This window comes from Mycetocola sp. Y444 (genome assembly GCF_059445295.1).
In genome coordinates this window covers 288824-307366 of sequence record NZ_JCAIUB010000001.1, presented here as the reverse complement: position 1 = coordinate 307366, position 18543 = coordinate 288824, and the positions used below count along the sequence as shown (strand labels likewise).

The following is an 18543-nucleotide window of genomic DNA, read 5'->3' as shown; positions in this document are numbered from 1 at the left end:
GGGTTACACGGGCGTCGGCATCCGGCAGGTGAACGCTTCACAGGCGTACGCGACCCGGCGACCGTTGACCGGGAGCCTCGCCTCGAACAGTTCGAAGCCGGCGGCCGCGAGCTCTCGCGCCTGCTGCTCGGTCACAACCGCAACGACGTCTGAAGAGTCGTGGCGCACGCTCTCCGGCAGTGGGTCGACGTTGCCGTCGGGACTGACGATCACGAGCTGTCGCGGCCCGACGGCCATCGCCGCCATCAGCTCGAGCGAGGCGCCGAATGAAATCGGGTTGGCAACGGCGACGTCACCGAGGGGAGCCATCGTCGACTGGGCAGCGTCGGCGTAGCGCCGATCGGCGGTGACGAGGTACAGCTTCCACGCCGCCGTCGCTGTCGCGCTGATGCCGGACGGGTACGCCCCCTCGGACGGGTCGCCCGCGAGCGCGATGCCCTTGGCGGCGAGGACGGGGTCCCCTCCCCCCGGTTCGCCGAACACCAGATCGGGCGTTCCCGCCGCAAGGGTCTGATCGATCAGTGACCTGGCCGCTTGCGCGTACGGCAGCTCTCCGGTCGCGAGGGACAGCTCCAGGAGTGCCCCGGCGAGCATCCCGTAGTCCTCGAGGGTCGCTCGCGCGGTCGACCGGCGCTCGGCGACGGATGCCCGAACCAGCGTGTCGTCGGCATTCCTGTGGTTTTCGAGCAGGTAGTCGGCGGCCCACCGTGCCGACTCCAGAAAGTCCGCACGGTCGAACACCACGCTGGCACGCGTCAGAGCCTCGATCGCCAGTCCGTTCCAGCCGGTGAGCACCTTCTCATCGAGGGCGGGTGGAATCAGCCCGGCACGGCCATCGGCGTCGCGCAGGTAGTACCCACCCTCCGACCGCTCGCCGTCGATGATTGACTCCGAGTCCTGCCCGCTGGCGAATCCCCCGGTCGGCAGCTGCAGTGTGCCCAGAAGGAACTGTGCGATGCCCTCCGCCGCTGTTCTCGCCCACGTGCGGGAGGTGTCCTGGCTGTACGCGAGACTGTAGGCATCGAGCAGGAGCGCGTTGTCGTACAGCATCCGCTCGTAGTGCGGTTCGCTCCAGTCCCGCTTCGTCGCGTACCGGAAGAAGCCGCCATCGACAGCGTCACGAAGTGGGGAAGTCACGAGGGCCTGGAGCGTGCGCGTCGCGAGCGGGACGCCCCCTGGCCTCGAGAGCAGGAAACGGAGAACGGGGGCGACCGGGAACTTGGGTGCTCCGCCGAACCCGCCGTACTCACGGTCCTCGTGAGCTTCGAGCGTAGCCACAGCTGCATCGATCCCTGCGATGTCTGGCAGCCCTGCAGCCTGGTCCTGGACCGCCGTCGCCGCGATTGCTGCGGCGAGCGCCGTGGAGCTCGCGGTGACGGCCTCGCGTCGGTTGGTCCAGGCATCCGTCACAGCGTGCAGGACCTGGAGAAACGACGGATGCCCGGAGATCGGCACCGGCGGAAAGTAGGTTCCGGCAAAGAATGCGGCCCCGTCGGGAGTGGCGAAGACGCTGAGCGGCCAGCCGAGCTGGGACGTGAACGCACTGGCCTGGGCCAGGTAGCTGGCGTCGACGGCCGGGTGTTCCTCGCGGTCGACCTTGATGCTCACCATGTGCTCGTTGAGGTACTCGGCGATGGCCGGATCGCTGAACGACTCTCGCGCCATGACGTGGCACCAGTGGCAGGTGGCATAGCCGATCGAGATGAAGACGGGAACGTCGCGCGCCGCGGCCTCGTCGAAGGCGTCCTGCCCCCATTCCCGCCAGTCGACCGGGTTGTCCCGGTGCGAACGAAGGTAGGGACTCATGGCTGAAGCGAGGCGATTGACCATACTTCAGCCTACGCTCAGCCGCGATCTACCACGCGCCGACGTAATCGGACACCGAGCTGGCGTCCCTCACACGGTTGCGGACGAACGGCAGCCCGCGGAGCACCGCGAGGTCGATCCGTTCCTGGACAGCACGGCTCGTGAGCACGTAGTCGGTGAAGTCTGAGTTCGAGGCGTAGACCCCGATTGGCAGGGTCAGCGCCTGGAAGAATCCGAACAGCGGCCGGAACTGGTGCTCGAGAATGAGCGCGTGCCGGTCGCCACCACCCGTCGCGGCGACGAGGACGGGCTTGTCGATGAGAGAGTACTGGCCGACGAAGTCGAACAGGTGCTTGAACAACCCGGTGAACGAGCCGCGGTACACCGGGCTGGCCACGATCAGCAGGTCGGCGTTCTCGATCCTGACCAGCTCGCTCTCAACGCCCGGAGGAAGCTGCTCCCGGGTGAGCGCACCGGCGAACTCAGGGCCGATCGCCGTGAGCTCGATGACGTGCGCCTCGATCGGATGCTCCCTGGCAACGCGATCAAGGATGGCATTGATGAGCGCGCTCGTCTTCGATGGGGTGTGCAGGCTCCCCGACACGGCAACGACTCGGAGCGGCTGTTGTGCGGCAATCTCGACCATGCTGCGACGCTACGCCGATTCGCGGCTCCACCGGGCGCAGGGCGCAACACGACGTAACGGGCGCTACTGCTCGAGTCTGACGTTCTTTTCTCCAGCGCGGATCGGACGGCTGAGCCGGTTGCCCACCGGCGGCAGCGGGCACACGTAGAAGTCGGCGAATGCACACGGGGGAAGGTACGCGCGGTTGAAGTCCACGGTGACGTGGCCATCGGCATCCGGTGCCGGCATGTCGATGAAGCGGAATCCGTACGTTTCTGTGCCGTTGGTTTCATCGCCGAAGACGGCGTGCAGGCCACCACGTTCGGCGACGACGGTCAACGTCTCGATGGCGCCGTCCGGGAAGGGCACGGCGATAACCCCGGCGGGCAGGTCTTCGGAGACATGCCCATCGATGGCCGTGATCTCCACCCGTGAGTTGGGCGCGGCCGGGCTGAAACTCCCCTCGAGCACGAGGGCAGGGTCAGGCTCGAAGACGTCGATGCCGCGAAGCCGCGTCCTGGTCGGCGCGTCGGGGTCGAGCACGCGAAGGGCGAGCGCGCCATCGCGTTCGAAGAAGCGCAACCGCCGGTCGCCCCACTCGATGTCCTGGCCACTCATCAGCGTCACGGTGTCGTCAGTGACGACGCCGACCGGCCGGCCGCCCTGGAGAATGGTCAGCCCGTCGAGCTCGGAACCCTCACCGACGATTCCGTCGAGTCCTGCGTGCCACAGTCCCGGTACCGAGTCCAGCTGTTCCGGCACCGCGGTCAGCCAGTGGGTCGCAGCGAGCGACGCGAGACCGAACGGCGACGACGTCGACCGCTCTCGCGCCTCGTGCCAGGTGGCCCAGTCTGACGACACACTGTCCGTGCTCGAGGCGAAGGTGTCTGGTAATGCCATGGTGGCGTCCTCGCTCAGTTGACGTCGTTCGGGTGAGCGCCGACGCGACCGTCACGTTCGAGCGCGGAAATCGCGGCCATCTCGGCATCCGTCAGCTCGAAGTCGAAGAGATCGAGGTTCTCGGCGATCCGCTCGCGACTGTTCGACTTCGGGAAGACAATGAACCCGTTCTGCAGGTGCCACCTGAGCACCACCTGAGCCGGGGTCTTGTCGTGCGCCGCGGCGGCGTCTGCAACGCTGGACTCTTCGAAGAGCGGGTACTTGCCCTGCCCGAGCGGTCCCCAGGCTTCGATCTGGATTCCGTGCTCGCGGGAGAACTCGACGACCTCGCGCTGCTGCAGCGCCGGGTGGAGTTCGATCTGGTTGACGGACGGCACAGCGCCACCGTCGGCGAGAAGGTTCTCGAGGTGCTCGACGAGGAAATTCGAGACGCCGATCGAGGTGGCCTTGCCGTCGGCCTGGATCTGCTGCAACGCCTTCCAGCTTTCGCGGTAGAGGTCGCGTTTCGGAGTCGGCCAGTGAATCAGATACAGGTCGACCGAGTCGAGGCCGAGCTTCTCGAGGCTCAGGTCGATCGCGTCGAAGGCCGACTGGGTGCCCTGGTCATCGTTCCACAGCTTCGTGGTGATGAAGAGGTCCTCGCGCGGGATGCCGCTCTTCGCGATGGCGCGCCCGACACCTTCCTCGTTGCCGTAGATGGCTGCGGTGTCGATGTGGCGGTAGCCGAGTTCGAGTGCATCCGTCACGATGCGCTCGGTCTCGGCGGGGTCTACCTTGAACACGCCGAAGCCCAGCTGCGGGATGGTTGCGCCTGAATTGAGGGGAAGTACCGGACCGGTCCACGTTGTCGTCATCGCACCAGCTAACCACCCGCGCCCGGCGACGACCAACCCTCGGGGCAGCCTCTTCGCCGTCAGCGGAATCGATCGCCGGGGTCACCGTGCGAATCCCGCTCGTACACGTGCCGTCCGTCGTACGATGGATGGCTATGTCTTTTACGATCTCCTTCCCTCCCGAGCTGCCGGTCAGCCAGATGCGGGGCGAGATCGCCGACGCCATCCGCGATTCGCAGGTCGTCATCGTCGCCGGTGCCACCGGGTCGGGCAAAACGACCCAGTTGCCGAAGATCCTCCTCGAGCTCGGCCGCGAGTCGATCGCCCACACCCAGCCGAGGCGACTGGCGGCCCGCACGATCGCCGAGCGTATCGCCGAGGAGCTCGGCGTCGACCTCGGCGGACTCGTGGGGTACCAGGTGCGGTTCACCGACCAGGCCGGCCCGGAGACCAAGGTCAAACTGATGACCGATGGCATCCTGCTGAATGCGATTCACCGCGATCGGATGCTGCGGGCATACGACACGATCATCATCGACGAGGCACACGAACGCAGCCTCAACATCGACTTCCTGCTCGGATACCTCAAGCAGCTGCTGCCGAAGCGCCCGGACCTCAAGGTCATCATCACGTCGGCGACCATCGATCCGCAGAGTTTTTCGCGCCACTTCGACGACGCACCGATCATCGAGGTCTCCGGGCGCACGTTCCCGGTCGAGATCAGGTACCGGCCGCTCGTCGCAGACAAGACGACCGATGACACCGATGCCGACGACGAGCCCGACGAGCCGGACCTCGACCCGATCGACGGCATCACCGCGGCGCTCGATGAACTGGCGGGTGAGTCGATGGGCGACGTTCTCGTCTTCCTCAGCGGCGAAACCGAGATTCGCGACACCGCCGACGCGCTCAACGCCCGATACTCCGAGGGCGGTGCCGGCGTCACCGAGGTGCTCCCCCTGTACGGCCGCCTCAGCTCCGCCGACCAGCACAAGGTATTCCAGCCGAGTGCGAAAGCCGGGGTTCGCCGGCGGATCGTGCTCGCGACCAACGTCGCCGAGACCAGCCTCACGGTTCCCGGGATCAAGTACGTCATCGACGCTGGGACCGCCCGTATCTCGCGGTACAGCGTGCGCTCCAAAGTTCAGCGGCTGCCGATCGAGGCCATCTCGCAGGCGTCGGCCAACCAGCGTTCCGGTCGATCGGGCCGCACGAGCGACGGCATCGCCATTCGCCTGTACTCGGAAGAGGATTTCCTCGCCAGGCCCGAATACACCGAGCCGGAGATCCTCCGCACGAACCTCGCCGCGGTCATCCTGCAGATGGTCTCGCTCGGACTCGGCGACATCCAGGCGTTTCCCTTCCTCCAGCCGCCGGATTCCCGCGGGATCAAGGACGGTCTCGACCTGCTGAGCGAACTCGGGGCGATTGACAGCAAGGCGACAGGCACTCCGCGACTGACGCGTGTGGGGCGCGACCTCGCCCGGCTTCCGATTGATCCGCGTTTCGCACGCATGGTCGTCGAATCGAAGAAACACAACGTCTCGCGTGAGGTGATGGCGATCGTCGCCGCGCTCACCATCCAGGACCCGCGCGAGCGGCCGCTCGAGAAACGCCAGCAGGCCGATGAGAAGCACGCGCGATTCACCGACCCGACGAGCGATTTCCTCTCACTGCTCAATCTCTGGAACTACATCGAGGAGAAGCAGAAGGAACTCGGCTCGAGCGCGTTCCGCCGGTTGTGCAAGAACGAATTCCTCAACTACCTTCGCGTGCGGGAGTGGCAGGACGTTTTCCGCCAGCTTCGCCAGCTGTCAAAGCCGCTCGGCCTCACGATGGCAGACCGAACCACCAACCCCGACGGCATCCACAAGTCGCTGCTCGCCGGCCTGCTCTCGCACATCGGACTGAAGGATGCCGCGGCAGCGGCGGCGAACTCCGCGCGCGGCAAGCAGCCGGGGCGCCCCGGTCCGGCGAAGAAGGGCGACTACATCGGCGCTCGGCAGTCGCGGTTCGTCATCTTCCCCGGGTCGGCCCTCGCGAAGAAGCAGCCGAACGCCATCATGGCGGCCGAGCTGGTTGAAACTTCCCGCCTGTTCGCGCGCACCAACGCGGCCATCGACCCCGCCTGGGCGGAAGCGATCGCCGGTGACCTGGTCAAGCGCTCCTACTCTGAGCCGCACTGGGAGAAGCAGCAGGGCGCTGTCGTCGCGTGGGAGAAGGTCATGCTCTACGGGCTCGCCATCATCCCGAGGCGTCGGGTGCAGTACTCGAAGATCGACCCCGAGCTGTCCCGCGAACTCTTCATCCGGCACGCCCTCGTCGAGGGTGAGTGGGATTCGCCCCAGGCATTCGACCGCGCCAACCGGAAGCTCCGGAAAGAGCTCGCCGAGCTCGAGGAACGCACGCGTCGACGCGACATCCTCTTCGACGACGAAGCCGTCTTCGACTTCTACAATTCGCGGATTCCCGCCGACGTCTTCTCCACCAGGACGTTTGAGGGCTGGTGGCGCACGGCAAAACAGAAGACGCCTGACCTGCTCACGATCAAACAGGAAGACCTGCTTCCCGACGATGCTCCCGACGTGGACGAGGCCGAGTTCCCGCCGGTCTGGCGCCAGGGCGACCAGAAACTGAGCCTGCGCTATCGGTTCGAACCGGGTTCAGACGACGACGGGGTCACCGTGCAGGTGCCGCTTGCTCTCCTCGCCCGTCTCTCCCCTGCCGGTTTCGACTGGCAGGTTCCCGGGCTGAGACACGAGCTGGTCACAGCACTGATCAAATCCCTGCCCAAGGCGATCAGGCGCAACATCGTGCCGGCCGCCGACTGGGCGAGGCGCCTCATGGCTGAACTGCCCGCCGGGCCGCCCGAGCCGGAATCGACCAACGCCGACACGCTCACTGCGCACCTCGCGATGGCGATCAAACGGCTGTCGTACATGCAGATCGAACCGGGCGATTTCGACCTCTCGCGTGTGCCGGACCACCTCAAGGTCACGTTCCGAGTCGTCGACGAGAAAGGCCGCCCGGTCGCGAGCGGCAAAGACCTCGTGGAGCTTCAGGAACGGCTCAAGGCCCGGACCCGCCAGAGTGTCGCGCAGATCGCCGAGGCGACACCCAACGCGCTCGAGCGTTCGGGGATCACCCGCTGGGACTTCGACGAGTTGCCGCGATTCGTCGACACCCGGCAGGGCGGCAACATGATCCGGGGTTATCCCGCCCTCGTCGACGAGGGCAGCTCCGTGTCCATTCGAATCATGGCGACCGAAAAGGACCAGGCCCAGTCGATGCCGGATGGCGTTCGCCGGCTGCTCCTCCTCGCTCTCCCCTCCCCCGTGTCCTACGTGCAGCAGCATCTCACCGGCGCCGAGAAGCTCTCCCTGGCCACGAGTCCGTATCCATCGACACAGGCGTTGTTCGACGACTGCCTCGCCGCGTGCGTCGACGATGTGCTGTACCGGGTCAAGCCCGACGGTGCAATCTTCATGCGCGCCGAGTTCGAGACGGTTCGCGACCGCATCTCCGGGGCGATGATGAACACGATGTTCGACACCGTCTCGCTCGTTGCGAAGGTGCTGACGGCATCCCGCACCGCCGACAAGGCGCTCAAGAAGGCCACAAGCCTCGCGCTTCTGCCCGCGCTGAGCGACGCTACCCAGCAGTTGTCCGCACTCATCTACCCGGGCTTCGTGTCGAGGACCGGCATGCTCCGCCTCGCACAGGTGCCCCGGTATCTCGCCGGCATCACCCACAGGATCGAGAAACTCGCCGACAACCCCAATCGGGACCGCGTGTGGATGAACGAGGTACAGGCGGCGATCGAACTGTACGAGGCCGCCGGCGGAACGCTGCCACCAGCCCGATTCGCACCACCGCACATCGTCAAGGCGCGCTGGATGATCGAGGAACTGAGGCTCAGCCTATTCGCCCAGAACATCGGCGCGAACGAGACAGTCTCGCTTCAGCGCATCCGGAAGGTCCTCGCCGGGTAGTCGCCGTCACGACGGCGGCCCCGGCGGATGCTCCGGCTAGAGAACCTTGGACAGGAACGACTGGGTGCGCTGGTGCTTCGGGTTGGAGAGCACCTCGCGCGGGTCTCCGGACTCGACGATGACGCCCTCGTCCATGAAGAACAGGGAATCACCGACCTCACGGGCGAAGCCGATCTCGTGTGTCACGACGATCATGGTCATGCCGGAGGTCGCGAGTTCCTTCATCACATCGAGCACCTCGCCGACGAGCTCGGGGTCGAGCGCGCTTGTCGGCTCGTCGAACAGCATCAGCTTGGGGCTCATTGCGAGCGCCCGCGCTATCGCGACACGCTGCTGCTGCCCGCCCGAGAGGTGCGCCGGATAGGCCTTGGCCTTCTGGGCGAGACCGACGCGATCGAGGAGTTCGTGCGCGGTTGCGACGGCATCCGCTTTCTTGACGCCCTTCACCCGCGTCGGTGCCTCGATGATGTTCTCGAGCACGGTCATGTGGGGGAACAGGTTGAACGACTGGAACACCATGCCGATGTCTGCGCGCTGCTTCGATACCTCGGCTGGCGACATCTCGTAGAGCTTGTCTCCGCGCTGGCGGTAGCCCATGAGCTCACCGTCGACCCACAGGCGCCCACCGTTGATGGACTCGAGGTGATTGATACAGCGCAGGAAGGTGGACTTGCCCGACCCGCTCGGGCCGATGAGGCACGCGACCTCACCGCGGTTGACGGTGACCGAGATGTCTTTGAGGACCTCGTGCGAGCCGAAGCTCTTGACGATGTGATCCGCCTGGACCATGGGGACGTCGGTCATAGGTGTTCTCTCTTCGGTGGCGGAACTTGGCTGGCATCCGCCCGCCCGTCTACGGCGTTGTCCGCCTCCAGACCAGCGGAAGCGTCAGGATCGGTCGGGTCCGCGTCCTGAGCCCGTTGCGGCGCGACGCCCCGGCCGTAGTACTTCTCGAGGTAGTGCTGGCCAACCATGAGGATGCTCGTCACGAGCAGGTACCAGATGCTCGCGACGATGAGCAGCGGGACCGTCGCATAGATCTGTGCCGAGATGGCGCGGGTGCGAGCGTAGAGCTCAAGGGAGAACCCGAGCGCCGTGACGAGCGAGGTCGTCTTCAGCATCGAGATCACCTCGTTGCCCGTCGGCGGGATGATGACGCGCATCGACTGCGGGACGACGACCCTGAGCATGGTCTGACGCCAGCTCATGCCGAGGGCACGCGCCGCCTCGTCCTGGCCGCGTGGGACGCTCAGGATGCCGCCGCGCACGATTTCCGCCATGTACGCGGCTTCGTTGAAGGCGAGGCCGAGCACGGCGAGCCAGAACAGGTCGATCGCTGAGAACGGCGAAACGGTGAAGAACTCGATGTCGGTGAACGGAACGCCGATGGTCACCGAGCGGTAGATGGTGCCGAGCAAACCCCAGAACACGAGCTGCACGTACACCGGGGTACCGCGGAACAGCCATAGGTAGACCCACGAGACAGCTTTGAGCACGGGGTTCTCGCTCAGCCGCATGACGGCGAGGACGAGTCCCATCACGATCGCGAGGATCATCGACAGGATGGTCAGGGCGAGCGTGATGAGTGCTGCCTGGCTGATGCGGCGGTCAAACAGGTACTGCCCCACGAGCGGCCACTGGTAGGCCTCACGGTTCGCGGCGTCCCAGATGAACGCCGCGAGCAGCAGAAGGATCAGGACCGCGAACGCGGTCCGAATCGGGTGGCGGAGTTTGACCGCTTTGATCGGTTCTGTATCGGAGTCCATGGGCATCAGCCTGCGTTGATCGTAGCCTCGGAGATGGCGCCGTCTTCGACGCCCCACTCGGTGAGGATCTCGAGGTATGTTCCGTCATCCATGAGCGACTGCATCGCGGCCTGGATCGGTTCGACCAGGTCGCCGCCCTTCTCGATGACGACGCCGTATGGCGCAGCGTCGAAGACGTCTCCGCTCAGCACGAGCTTGTCGTCCGACTGCGCAACACCGTACTGCACGATCGGTGAGTCACCGAGGAGGTAGTCGGCCCGACCCAGGACAGCGTTGTTGGTCGCCTCGTCCTGGTTGTCGGACTTCAGCATGTCAACGGGTTCCTTGCCTTCGGCGACGCACGCGTCACTGGCGTCCTGGAGGAACTGCTCCGATGTCGTCGAGGCCTGGATGGCGACGGTGACGCCGCAGAATTCGGTGACGTCAGCGGCATCCGGGGTCTTCGCGAACTGGAGTCCTGCGTTGTAGTAGTCGACGAAGTCGACCTGCGCCTGGCGCTCGGCGTTGTCGGTGAAGCTTGACCAGCCGAGGTCGAGCGTACCGCCGGCGACCTTGGGCAGGATGGCGTCGAAGAGGGACTTCTCCCACTCGACCTCAAGGCCGAGCTTTGCCGCGACAGCCTCCGCCAACTGGGCGTCCCAGCCCGTGACCGACCCGTCGTCTGCTTCGAATTCGTTGGGCGCGTAGCTGGCGTCAACGCCGATGGTCAGGACTCCGGCGGAGGCAATGTCCTCGGGGACGAGAGCGACGAGCGCTTCATCGGCCGTGACGGAACTGCCGGCGGTCGACTCACCGCTCGGCGCTTCTTCGTTATTCACGCAACCGGTGAGCACGAGGGCGACGGATGCCGCGAGTGCCAGCGGTGCGACAAGGGATTGGGTGCGCATGGTGGTTTCCTTAAATTCGCTTCGTCGACCGGGACGACATATCGAGACTACTTCACCGGCGCTTCGGCACTGGAATCGCCCGTACGGCACAACCCGGTCGATACGTCGACACCGGGTTGCGAATCCGGGTCGCACTGGGGGCGGGCCTCCCCATCTTCGGCGGTCAGGCGTAGCGTTGAGACCCATTCGAGAAAGGGCTACAGCGATGACTGCATGGACCGCGGACGAATTGGCCACGCTGGCGGCTGCCGACGAACTTCAGATCTCGTCGAGGCGCGCTGACGGCACACTCCGACCGTACGTGACGATCTGGGTGGTTCGCTCCGGCGACAGCGTCTATGTGCGTTCGGCTTATGGCTCGACGAACCCCTGGTACGTGCGGGCGAAGGCGAGCGGTTCGGGTCGGATCCGCGCCGGTGAGCTGGAGAAGGATGTTCGCTTCGTGCCTGCCGACCGGTCTGTCGCCCCTGACGTTGATGCCGCCTATCACGCCAAGTACGACAGGTACGGGCCACGCATCGTGAACACGGTCGTCGGGCCCGAGGCTCCGGAGACCACGCTCGAAGTGCTGCCCGCTGACTGAGTGACGTCCCGCATCCGTGGTTACACCGTCACTCCGCGCGCGACGAGATAAGCCACGGGCGAGCCGTATTCACCCTCGACCCGAATCTTGAGGTCGAGGTGACAACCGGAGACGACCCCGGTCGCTCCCACCTCCGCGACAACAGTGCCCGCCTCGATCAGGTCGCCCACCTCGACCGCGTACGACCCGTCGCTGAGGTGTCCGTAAATCGACTCGATGCCGCCGCCGTGGTCGACAATAACCCGGTTCCCATAGGCACCGGCAGCGCCGACGAACACCACCCGACCGGCCGAGACGGCCTCCACCGGGGTTCCGCAGCCCGCACCGAAGTCGACACCGTCGTGAAAGGAGTTGGAACACCCCGCGGCGTTGCAGATGATGTGACGGGGCCCATACGGCGAGGAGACCGGCGCCTCGACGGGTCGCACCCATGATCCCGACCTGCCAACGAGAAACTCACTCAGTTCACCGTCGTCGAGGTCGAAGTACGTGTCGGAGGAGTCAGACGGGCGCGAATCCGAGCCGGACCATTCGGCGTCCTCGTTGAATTTCTCCCGCGCCGCGAGGGCCGCCACCGCCGCAGCTTCAGCTTCCACTGCCTCGGCTTCCGCTTCCGCCGCGGCAAGCGCGGCCGCAGCGGCCGCGCGAGCCGCGATCAGTTCTTCCATACTCGTGGCTGAGTAGAGATCGCGCTTGACATCCGGCTGCGTCCCCACGGAAACGGTGAAGGACTGCAGTCCGGTTTCGCTCAGGACGTCGGTTCCGCCTGCGGCTGCCGGCGAAGCCCCCTGGTACGGAAGAGCGGCGGTGAGGAAAAGACCGGGCAGGGCGAGCATCACGGCGAACGCCGTTCGGAGTCCGCCGCCGTGGGCTCTCCCGGGCCTGGCATGCCGTGCCTTGCCGCGGTTCTGCACCTGACGCGCCTGCTCGTGCTCGCTCGCTCGAGGCAGGGCGTGGGCTGCCCGGTGTGGGTGCGACCTGAAGATGGACCGGTGGCGCTCCGGTTCCGGGAGCGACTGGTTCGTTCCCTGGTCCTGGTCCGCGCGCATCACGCGATCGGCCCGCCTGCTCATCCGCGCTGCGCTCGCATCGTCGACACCCCGCCTGCCGGGCAGGTCGTCAGTCTCACGCCCGCGGGGTCGCGCCCCGGGGATCGCCCGTGAACGAGGAAGGTCCTCCACCATGCACTGACGTGTCCAGCTGTCCTGAGACTATGTCAACTTTTCTGCAACGTCACCCCTCTACCGTGATCTCAGCAGGTATTCACATTTTCACTGCCAGAAACGCGTCCGAGTGCGAAAAGAGTCGGCGGGCACCGGGTCCATCGCCTCTATGCCTGGCTGTCTGGCGAGCCCGTCGACCATGCAGATTCGCGTCAACAATTATTGACGCTTCCGGTTCTCGTCGCCTAGAGTTGACCGAAGACGCCGTCAGCGAGTGTTGACGTATCCGACCCCTTGAATCGCATCTTGTGGGCAATCGCAGGCGGTCAGGACATTGAGAGAGGAGATCAATCGTGACCACGAAATGGACGGGGGATGCCGAGCTTGTGGACGCTGTGGATGGAGCGTTTCGCTCCTCTGCGGTAGCCGTGGCGGTTGTTGCCCCTCATCGCGAGATGATCGCGGCGGTGGGCTCCGACCTTTACTCGTCCTTCGAGATTGGCTCGATCTCCAAGGCGCTCACGGGCATGCTGTACCGGGATGCGACAGAGTCAGGCCTTATTTCGCCGTCGACAGTCCTGCGCGATCTGCTGCCACTCGATGGCCACGGAGAAGTCGGCTCCGTAACGCTCAGCTCCCTGGCCATTCACCGCTCCGGCCTTCCTGGCTTGCCCCCAGGGATGCATCCCCTTCGCCGAAATATTCGATTCCTCACCCGCGGAGACAACCCTTACGGCGATTCTCTAACGGAGCTGCTCGAGCAGACCCGCGACGTGCGCCTTGGCACCCCTCGGACCAGATACTCGAACCTCGGTTTCCAGTTGCTCGGGCACGCTGTGGCGAACGCAGCCGGAGGTACCTACGGACGACTTCTGCGCGACGTCATGGGTGCTGGGTTCTCCACTCCAGCAAACGCCGACGACCTGGGACCCATGGACCTGAGGGGATCCAGCCGATTCGGACGCCCCGTACCCGCATGGGTGGGTGAAGCCCTCGCTCCGGCGGGTGGCATCCGCGCCAGCATAACTACCATGCGGGACTTTCTTCGCGCGGTCCTCGACGGGACAACTCGGGGTCTCACCGCACTCGACCCGGTCGCGGAATTCACGCCCCGCGTCAGTATTGGCGCGGGGTGGATCACGCTCAGGTACAAGGACCGCGACATCACGTGGCACAACGGCAGCACCGGCGGGTTTAGCAGCTGGATAGGGGTCGACCGAGACGCCGGCACCGGAGTCGTTGTGCTCTCAGCGGCTCACCGCTCCGTGGACAGACAGGGGTTTCGGCTGCTTACGGAGTTCACAACACCCGGAACGGCGCCCCCGCCACCCGCGATCACGGGCGGATCAGCATGATGATCGGGCGTATCCCCAGCGGCATTCGCGGACTCGGAAGATTGCAGTGCCTACCGGCGACGTCGCTCGTCAACTACCCTTGACGGATGGAGACCGAGAGGATGAAGACCCTTGTTGGATCAATGGACGGCAAGGGCCCAGTCGAGGCCTTGCGAGTCATCGCTGAGCTGCATCGGGAAGTAGCTCGCACAGAGGCAGGCCTGGTCCGAAGCGCTCGCCAGGCCGGGTTATCGTGGGAGGCCATTGCCCAGGGGCTCGGCGTGAGCAAGCAGGCGGTCCACCGGAAGTACGGCAAACGATAGCGGACGGGCGCTCGACGCTCTGCCTGGCGGCGATTTCGCGCGACGACTCGACGCATCGGATTCCGGTTCTCCAACGAGAGCAGGCACAAAAGAGGCCCGGACCCGCAGAATCCTGCGGGTCCGGGCCTTTGAGCTGCCCTTTACGGGCCGGCATCATCTGGGGCGCTAGAAGTCCCAGTCCTCGTCTTCGGTGACAACTGCCTTGCCGATGACGTACGACGAGCCCGACCCCGAGAAGAAGTCGTGGTTCTCGTCGGCGTTCGGTGAGAGCGCCGAGAGGATCGCCGGGTTCACGTCGGTGACGGTCTTCGGGAACATCGGCTCGTAGCCGAGGTTCATAAGGGCTTTGTTGGCGTTGTAGTGCAGGAACTTCTTGACGTCTTCGGTCAGGCCGACTCCGTCGTAAAGGTCCTGCGTGTACTGAACCTCGTTGTCGTAGAGCTCGAACAGGAGGTTGAACGTGTAGTCCTTGATCTCCTGGCGGCGCTCCTCGGTCTCCTTCTCGAGACCCTTCTGGAACTTGTAGCCGATGTAATAACCGTGCACTGCCTCGTCACGGATGATGAGGCGGATCAGGTCTGCCGTGTTGGTGAGCTTTGCACGGGAAGACCAGTACATCGGCAGGTAGAAGCCCGAGTAGAACAGGAACGACTCGAGCAGCGTCGAGGCGACCTTGCGCTTCAGGGGGTCGTCACCGGTGTAGTAATCCATGACGATCGCGGCCTTCTTCTGAAGGTTCTCGTTCTCGACCGACCACCGGAACGCTTCGTCGATTTCCTTCGTCGAGCACAGCGTCGAGAAGATCGACGAGTAGCTCTTGGCGTGCACCGACTCCATGAACGCGATATTGGTGTACACCGCTTCTTCGTGCGGCGTGACGGCATCCGGAATCAAGGACACAGCGCCGACGGTGCCCTGAATGGTGTCAAGAAGCGTGAGCCCCGTGAACACGCGCATCGTGAGCTGCTGCTCCTCAGGGGTGAGCGTGTTCCACGACTGGATGTCGTTCGACAGCGGTACCTTCTCCGGCAGCCAGAAGTTGTTGACGAGCCGGTTCCAGACCTCGACATCCTTCTCGTCTTCGATCTTGTTCCAGTTGATCGCCTGGACGTGGTCGACCAGCTTGAGCTTCTCAATCATTGTTGTTCCTTAGTAGTCGAAGATCGAGATCAGAGCATGCAGCTGACGCAGCCGTCAACCTCGGTGCCCTCGAGCGCAAGCTGGCGCAGGCGGATGTAGTAGATCGTCTTGATGCCCTTGCGCCATGCGTAGATCTGCGCCTTGTTGATGTCGCGGGTCGTCGCGGTGTCCTTGAAGAAGAGCGTGAGCGACAGGCCCTGGTCGACGTGCTGGGTCGCAGCGGCGTAGGTGTCGATGATCTTCTCCGCGCCGATCTCGTACGCGTCCTGGTAGTAGTCCAGGTTGTCGTTCGTCATGAACGGCGCCGGGTAGTAGACGCGGCCGAGCTTGCCTTCCTTGCGGATCTCGATCTTCGACGCGATCGGGTGGATCGACGACGTTGAGTTGTTGATATACGAGATCGAGCCGGTCGGCGGGACAGCCTGCAGGTTCTGGTTGTAGATCCCGAATTCCATGACGGATGCCTTCAGCGCAGCCCAGTCGGCCTGCGTCGGGATCGAAACGGCCGAGTTCGCAAACAGGTCGGCGACGCGGGCGGTTGCCGGCTCCCACACCTGGTCGGTGTACTTGGTGAAGAACTCACCGGAGGCGTAGGTCGAGTCAGCGAATCCGTCGAATGCGATTCCACGCTCAATCGCGATCCGGTTGGATGCGCGCAGTGCGTGGTAGAGCACCGTGTAGAAGTAGATGTTCGTGAAGTCGATGCCCTCTTCGGAGCCGTAGTAGATGCGCTCACGAGCAAGGTAGCCGTGCAGGTTCATCTGGCCGAGGCCGATCGCGTGGGACTTGTCGTTGCCGTCTTCGATCGAACGCACCGACTCGATGTGGCTCTGGTCTGACACCGAGCTGAGGCCGCGGATGGCGGTCTCCACCGTCTTGCCGAAGTCGGGCGAGTCCATCGACAGGGCGATGTTCATCGATCCGAGGTTGCAGGAGATGTCCTTGCCGATCACGTCGTACGACAGGTCGGCGTTGTATGTGGTCGGCGTGTTGACCTGGAGGATCTCCGAGCACAGGTTCGACATGTTGATGCGACCCTTGATCGGGTTCGCCTTGTTCACCGTGTCTTCGAACATGATGTACGGGTAACCGGACTCGAACTGGATCTCGGCGAGGGTCTGGAAGAAGTCACGCGCCTTGATCTTGGTCTTCTTGATCCGCGCGTCGTCGACCATCTCGTGGTACTTCTCGGTGATCGAGATGTCGGCGAACGGCACTCCGTACACCTTCTCCACGTCGTACGGCGAGAACAGGTACATGTCCTCGCCCTTCTTCGCGAGCTCGAAGGTGATGTCGGGAACAACGACACCGAGGGAGAGCGTCTTGATACGGATTTTCTCGTCGGCGTTCTCACGCTTGGTGTCGAGGAACCGCATGATGTCCGGGTGGTGCGCCTGCAGGTAGACGGCACCGGCACCCTGGCGGGCACCGAGCTGGTTGGCGTAGCTGAAGGAGTCTTCGAGGAGCTTCATCACGGGGATGATTCCGCTCGACTGGTTCTCGATCTGCTTGATCGGCGCTCCGGCCTCTCGGATGTTCGAGAGCAGGAGTGCGACGCCACCGCCACGCTTGGAGAGCTGCAGCGACGAGTTGATGCCGCGGGAGATCGACTCCATGTTGTCTTCGATGCGGAGCAGGAAGCAGGAAACGAGTTCGCCGCGCTGGGCCTTGCCCGAGTTGAGGAAGGTGGGCGTAGCGGGCTGGAACCGGCCGGCGATGATCTCTTCGACCAGTGCAACGGCAAGCTTCTCGTCACCCTGGGCGAGTCCGAGAGCCGTCATGACGACGCGGTCTTCGAAACGCTCGAGGTACCGCTTGCCGTCGAACGTCTTCAGCGTGTACGAGGTGTAGTACTTGAACGCACCGAGGAAGGTCTGGAAGCGGAACTTCTTGGAGTACGCGAGGTCGTTGAGGCTCTGGATGAAGTCGAACGAGTATGCGTCGATGACGGCAGCCTCGTAGTACTCCTTCTCGACGAGGTAGTCGAGGCGCTCGCGCAGCGAGTGGAAGAACACGGTGTTCTGGTTGACGTGCTGCAGGAAGAACTCCCGCGCCGCCTCACGGTCCTTGTCGAACTGGATCTCGCCGTTCGGGCCGTACAGGTTGAGCATCGCGTTGAGCGAGTGGTAGTCCATGCCGGTGTCCATCGGCACCTCTGTTACTACTGTTCCAGCCAAAATGATTCCAATCCATCGTGGACGACACGCACGTCATCCGGTGTTCCGAATACTTCAAATCGATAAAGGTGCGGCACCTTGCACTTGGCGGAGATGACATCCCCCGCAAGCCCATAGGCAGCACCGAAGTTGGTATTGCCGGCGGCAATGACCCCCCGAAGCAGGCCGCGGTTGTTCTCGTCGTTGAGAAACCTGATCACCTGCTTGGGCACCGCTCCATTGCCGTCGCCCCCGCCGTAGGTCGGGGTGACGAGAATGTACGGATCGCTCACGGCGAGGTGCGGATCTTTCGCGTGCAGCGGGATCCGTTTGGCGGGGACACCGAGCTTCGAAACGAATCGCAGGGTGTTACCGGAGACGCTGGAGAAATACACCAGCTTGGCCATCTTCTGCCCCGCCGAGTCGAAATCGTGGCGTGACGGGATCAGGACAGGCGTGATGCCAGCTCGTTGATCTTGTCGGGGCGGAATCCGGACCAGTGGTCTTCGTCCGTGATGACGACAGGCGCCTGAAGGTAGCCGAGCGCCTTGACAGCCTCAAGCGCATTCTCGTCTTCAGAAAGGTCGAGGATGTTGTACTCGATGCCCTTGTTGTCGAGGGCACGGTAGGTCGCAGTGCACTGCACGCATGAAGGCTTTGTGTAGACCGTAATTGTCATGTGACTCTGGCCCCTTTCCTGGAAAAAATCCTGATCTTCTCGGCAGTGCCTGCCGGTGGTCCAATACTACATATAGTTGGTCGCTTTGGGGAGCACCCCTAGAGCTAGTAGTTACACCCCTGTAGTTATCAACAAGTGATTCCACCGTTTTCTTCCGTTATCCACCATTTATCCACCGGTCTCTCCACACCCGGAGCCGGGGCGGAATGCCGTATTTCTGCGAGTGCCGGGCGTCACATCCGCGGTTCTCCACAGTTGCAACGCTACGGGCCACCACCGACATTAAATCTGTCCCCAATTCGGGCCATCGGCGTGTCGCAGTTCCCCGTCTCCGTTCCCGCCGGGGAGCAACAGGA

At 64.1% G+C, this 18543-nt stretch carries 16 protein-coding genes; 4 read left to right on the top strand and 12 right to left on the bottom strand.

Going from position 1 to position 18543, the window contains the following annotated elements:
- Positions 1 to 3: 3 nt before the first annotated feature.
- The 4 genes from AC1C2M_RS01460 to AC1C2M_RS01445 all read right to left on the bottom strand — a co-directional run bounded on the left by AC1C2M_RS01460 (position 4) and on the right by AC1C2M_RS01445 (position 4185).
- Complete coding sequence (locus AC1C2M_RS01460; RefSeq protein ID WP_495434996.1) at positions 4 to 1830, bottom strand: thioredoxin domain-containing protein; 1827 nt, start codon at positions 1828 to 1830, stop codon at positions 4 to 6.
- Between the two features lie 25 nt (positions 1831 to 1855).
- Positions 1856 to 2452 carry an FMN reductase gene (gene msuE, locus AC1C2M_RS01455; RefSeq protein ID WP_495434995.1) on the bottom strand — a complete coding sequence of 199 codons (597 nt, stop codon included), beginning with the start codon at positions 2450 to 2452 and terminating at the stop codon, positions 1856 to 1858.
- A 63-nt stretch (positions 2453 to 2515) separates the two neighbouring features.
- Positions 2516 to 3331: a DUF1684 domain-containing protein gene (locus AC1C2M_RS01450; protein WP_495434994.1), complete on the bottom strand. Its 816-nt coding sequence runs from the start codon at positions 3329 to 3331 to the stop codon at positions 2516 to 2518.
- Between the two features lie 14 nt (positions 3332 to 3345).
- On the bottom strand, positions 3346 to 4185 hold the full coding sequence (locus tag AC1C2M_RS01445) for an aldo/keto reductase (RefSeq protein WP_495434993.1): 840 nt from the start codon (positions 4183 to 4185) through the stop codon (positions 3346 to 3348).
- Positions 4186 to 4319: 134 nt separating this feature from the next.
- Here AC1C2M_RS01445 and hrpA point away from each other — a divergent pair, with 134 nt between their 5' ends.
- A complete protein-coding gene (hrpA, locus tag AC1C2M_RS01440) occupies positions 4320 to 8156 on the top strand; it encodes an ATP-dependent RNA helicase HrpA (protein ID WP_495434992.1) in 3837 nt (1278 codons plus the stop codon).
- A 36-nt stretch (positions 8157 to 8192) separates the two neighbouring features.
- On the opposite strand, the gene AC1C2M_RS01435 is transcribed toward hrpA, so the two are convergent.
- Genes AC1C2M_RS01435 through AC1C2M_RS01425 form a run of 3 tightly spaced genes read right to left on the bottom strand, consistent with a single transcriptional unit; the run spans position 8193 to position 10809 of the window.
- A complete protein-coding gene (locus AC1C2M_RS01435) occupies positions 8193 to 8960 on the bottom strand; it encodes an amino acid ABC transporter ATP-binding protein (RefSeq protein WP_495434991.1) in 768 nt (255 codons plus the stop codon).
- Positions 8957 to 9922, bottom strand: coding sequence for an amino acid ABC transporter permease (locus AC1C2M_RS01430; protein ID WP_495434990.1), 966 nt, complete (start codon positions 9920 to 9922; stop codon positions 8957 to 8959). Before AC1C2M_RS01430 ends, AC1C2M_RS01435 begins: the two co-directional genes overlap by 4 nt.
- 5 nt (positions 9923 to 9927) lie before the next feature.
- Positions 9928 to 10809, bottom strand: coding sequence for an ABC transporter substrate-binding protein (locus tag AC1C2M_RS01425; protein WP_495434989.1), 882 nt, complete (start codon positions 10807 to 10809; stop codon positions 9928 to 9930).
- Positions 10810 to 11014: 205 nt separating this feature from the next.
- On the opposite strand from AC1C2M_RS01425, the gene AC1C2M_RS01420 reads away from it, so the two are divergent.
- Positions 11015 to 11392 (top strand): DUF2255 family protein, encoded by a 378-nt coding sequence (locus tag AC1C2M_RS01420; RefSeq protein WP_495434988.1) that lies wholly within the window; start codon positions 11015 to 11017, stop codon positions 11390 to 11392.
- Between the two features lie 20 nt (positions 11393 to 11412).
- Here AC1C2M_RS01420 and AC1C2M_RS01415 read toward each other — a convergent pair whose 3' ends face one another.
- Complete coding sequence (locus AC1C2M_RS01415) at positions 11413 to 12465, bottom strand: M23 family metallopeptidase (protein ID WP_495434987.1); 1053 nt, start codon at positions 12463 to 12465, stop codon at positions 11413 to 11415.
- A 443-nt stretch (positions 12466 to 12908) separates the two neighbouring features.
- Here AC1C2M_RS01415 and AC1C2M_RS01410 point away from each other — a divergent pair, with 443 nt between their 5' ends.
- Entirely contained in the window at positions 12909 to 13910 is a 1002-nt protein-coding gene (locus tag AC1C2M_RS01410) for a serine hydrolase domain-containing protein (RefSeq protein ID WP_495434986.1), read from the top strand.
- An 86-nt stretch (positions 13911 to 13996) separates the two neighbouring features.
- Entirely contained in the window at positions 13997 to 14212 is a 216-nt protein-coding gene (locus AC1C2M_RS01405; RefSeq protein WP_495434985.1) for an AsnC family protein, read from the top strand.
- Between the two features lie 165 nt (positions 14213 to 14377).
- Here AC1C2M_RS01405 and nrdF read toward each other — a convergent pair whose 3' ends face one another.
- Genes nrdF through nrdH form a run of 4 tightly spaced genes read right to left on the bottom strand, consistent with a single transcriptional unit; the run spans position 14378 to position 18187 of the window.
- Positions 14378 to 15352: a class 1b ribonucleoside-diphosphate reductase subunit beta gene (nrdF, locus tag AC1C2M_RS01400; RefSeq protein WP_108962271.1), complete on the bottom strand. Its 975-nt coding sequence runs from the start codon at positions 15350 to 15352 to the stop codon at positions 14378 to 14380.
- Positions 15353 to 15381: 29 nt separating this feature from the next.
- Positions 15382 to 17499: a class 1b ribonucleoside-diphosphate reductase subunit alpha gene (gene nrdE, locus AC1C2M_RS01395; RefSeq protein WP_483404980.1), complete on the bottom strand. Its 2118-nt coding sequence runs from the start codon at positions 17497 to 17499 to the stop codon at positions 15382 to 15384.
- Between the two features lie 14 nt (positions 17500 to 17513).
- On the bottom strand, positions 17514 to 17915 hold the full coding sequence (gene nrdI / locus AC1C2M_RS01390) for a class Ib ribonucleoside-diphosphate reductase assembly flavoprotein NrdI (protein WP_495434984.1): 402 nt from the start codon (positions 17913 to 17915) through the stop codon (positions 17514 to 17516).
- A 38-nt stretch (positions 17916 to 17953) separates the two neighbouring features.
- Positions 17954 to 18187, bottom strand: a complete 234-nt coding sequence (nrdH, locus tag AC1C2M_RS01385; protein ID WP_108391604.1) for a glutaredoxin-like protein NrdH — start codon at positions 18185 to 18187, stop codon at positions 17954 to 17956.
- Positions 18188 to 18543: the final 356 nt, after the last annotated feature.

What these genes read in the sequence shown, in the direction of transcription:
- AC1C2M_RS01460 (WP_495434996.1), bottom strand. Translation starts at nt 1,830, where the DNA reads ATGGTCAATCGCCTCGCTTCAGCCATGAGTCCCTACCTTCGTTCGCAC.
- msuE (WP_495434995.1), bottom strand. Translation starts at nt 2,452, where the DNA reads ATGGTCGAGATTGCCGCACAACAGCCGCTCCGAGTCGTTGCCGTGTCG.
- AC1C2M_RS01450 (WP_495434994.1), bottom strand. Translation starts at nt 3,331, where the DNA reads ATGGCATTACCAGACACCTTCGCCTCGAGCACGGACAGTGTGTCGTCA.
- AC1C2M_RS01445 (WP_495434993.1), bottom strand. Translation starts at nt 4,185, where the DNA reads ATGACGACAACGTGGACCGGTCCGGTACTTCCCCTCAATTCAGGCGCA.
- hrpA (WP_495434992.1), top strand. Translation starts at nt 4,320, where the DNA reads ATGTCTTTTACGATCTCCTTCCCTCCCGAGCTGCCGGTCAGCCAGATG.
- AC1C2M_RS01435 (WP_495434991.1), bottom strand. Translation starts at nt 8,960, where the DNA reads ATGACCGACGTCCCCATGGTCCAGGCGGATCACATCGTCAAGAGCTTC.
- AC1C2M_RS01430 (WP_495434990.1), bottom strand. Translation starts at nt 9,922, where the DNA reads ATGGACTCCGATACAGAACCGATCAAAGCGGTCAAACTCCGCCACCCG.
- AC1C2M_RS01425 (WP_495434989.1), bottom strand. Translation starts at nt 10,809, where the DNA reads ATGCGCACCCAATCCCTTGTCGCACCGCTGGCACTCGCGGCATCCGTC.
- AC1C2M_RS01420 (WP_495434988.1), top strand. Translation starts at nt 11,015, where the DNA reads ATGACTGCATGGACCGCGGACGAATTGGCCACGCTGGCGGCTGCCGAC.
- AC1C2M_RS01415 (WP_495434987.1), bottom strand. Translation starts at nt 12,465, where the DNA reads ATGAGCAGGCGGGCCGATCGCGTGATGCGCGCGGACCAGGACCAGGGA.
- AC1C2M_RS01405 (WP_495434985.1), top strand. Translation starts at nt 13,997, where the DNA reads ATGGAGACCGAGAGGATGAAGACCCTTGTTGGATCAATGGACGGCAAG.
- nrdF (WP_108962271.1), bottom strand. Translation starts at nt 15,352, where the DNA reads ATGATTGAGAAGCTCAAGCTGGTCGACCACGTCCAGGCGATCAACTGG.
- nrdE (WP_483404980.1), bottom strand. Translation starts at nt 17,499, where the DNA reads ATGGACACCGGCATGGACTACCACTCGCTCAACGCGATGCTCAACCTG.
- nrdI (WP_495434984.1), bottom strand. Translation starts at nt 17,915, where the DNA reads ATGGCCAAGCTGGTGTATTTCTCCAGCGTCTCCGGTAACACCCTGCGA.
- nrdH (WP_108391604.1), bottom strand. Translation starts at nt 18,187, where the DNA reads ATGACAATTACGGTCTACACAAAGCCTTCATGCGTGCAGTGCACTGCG.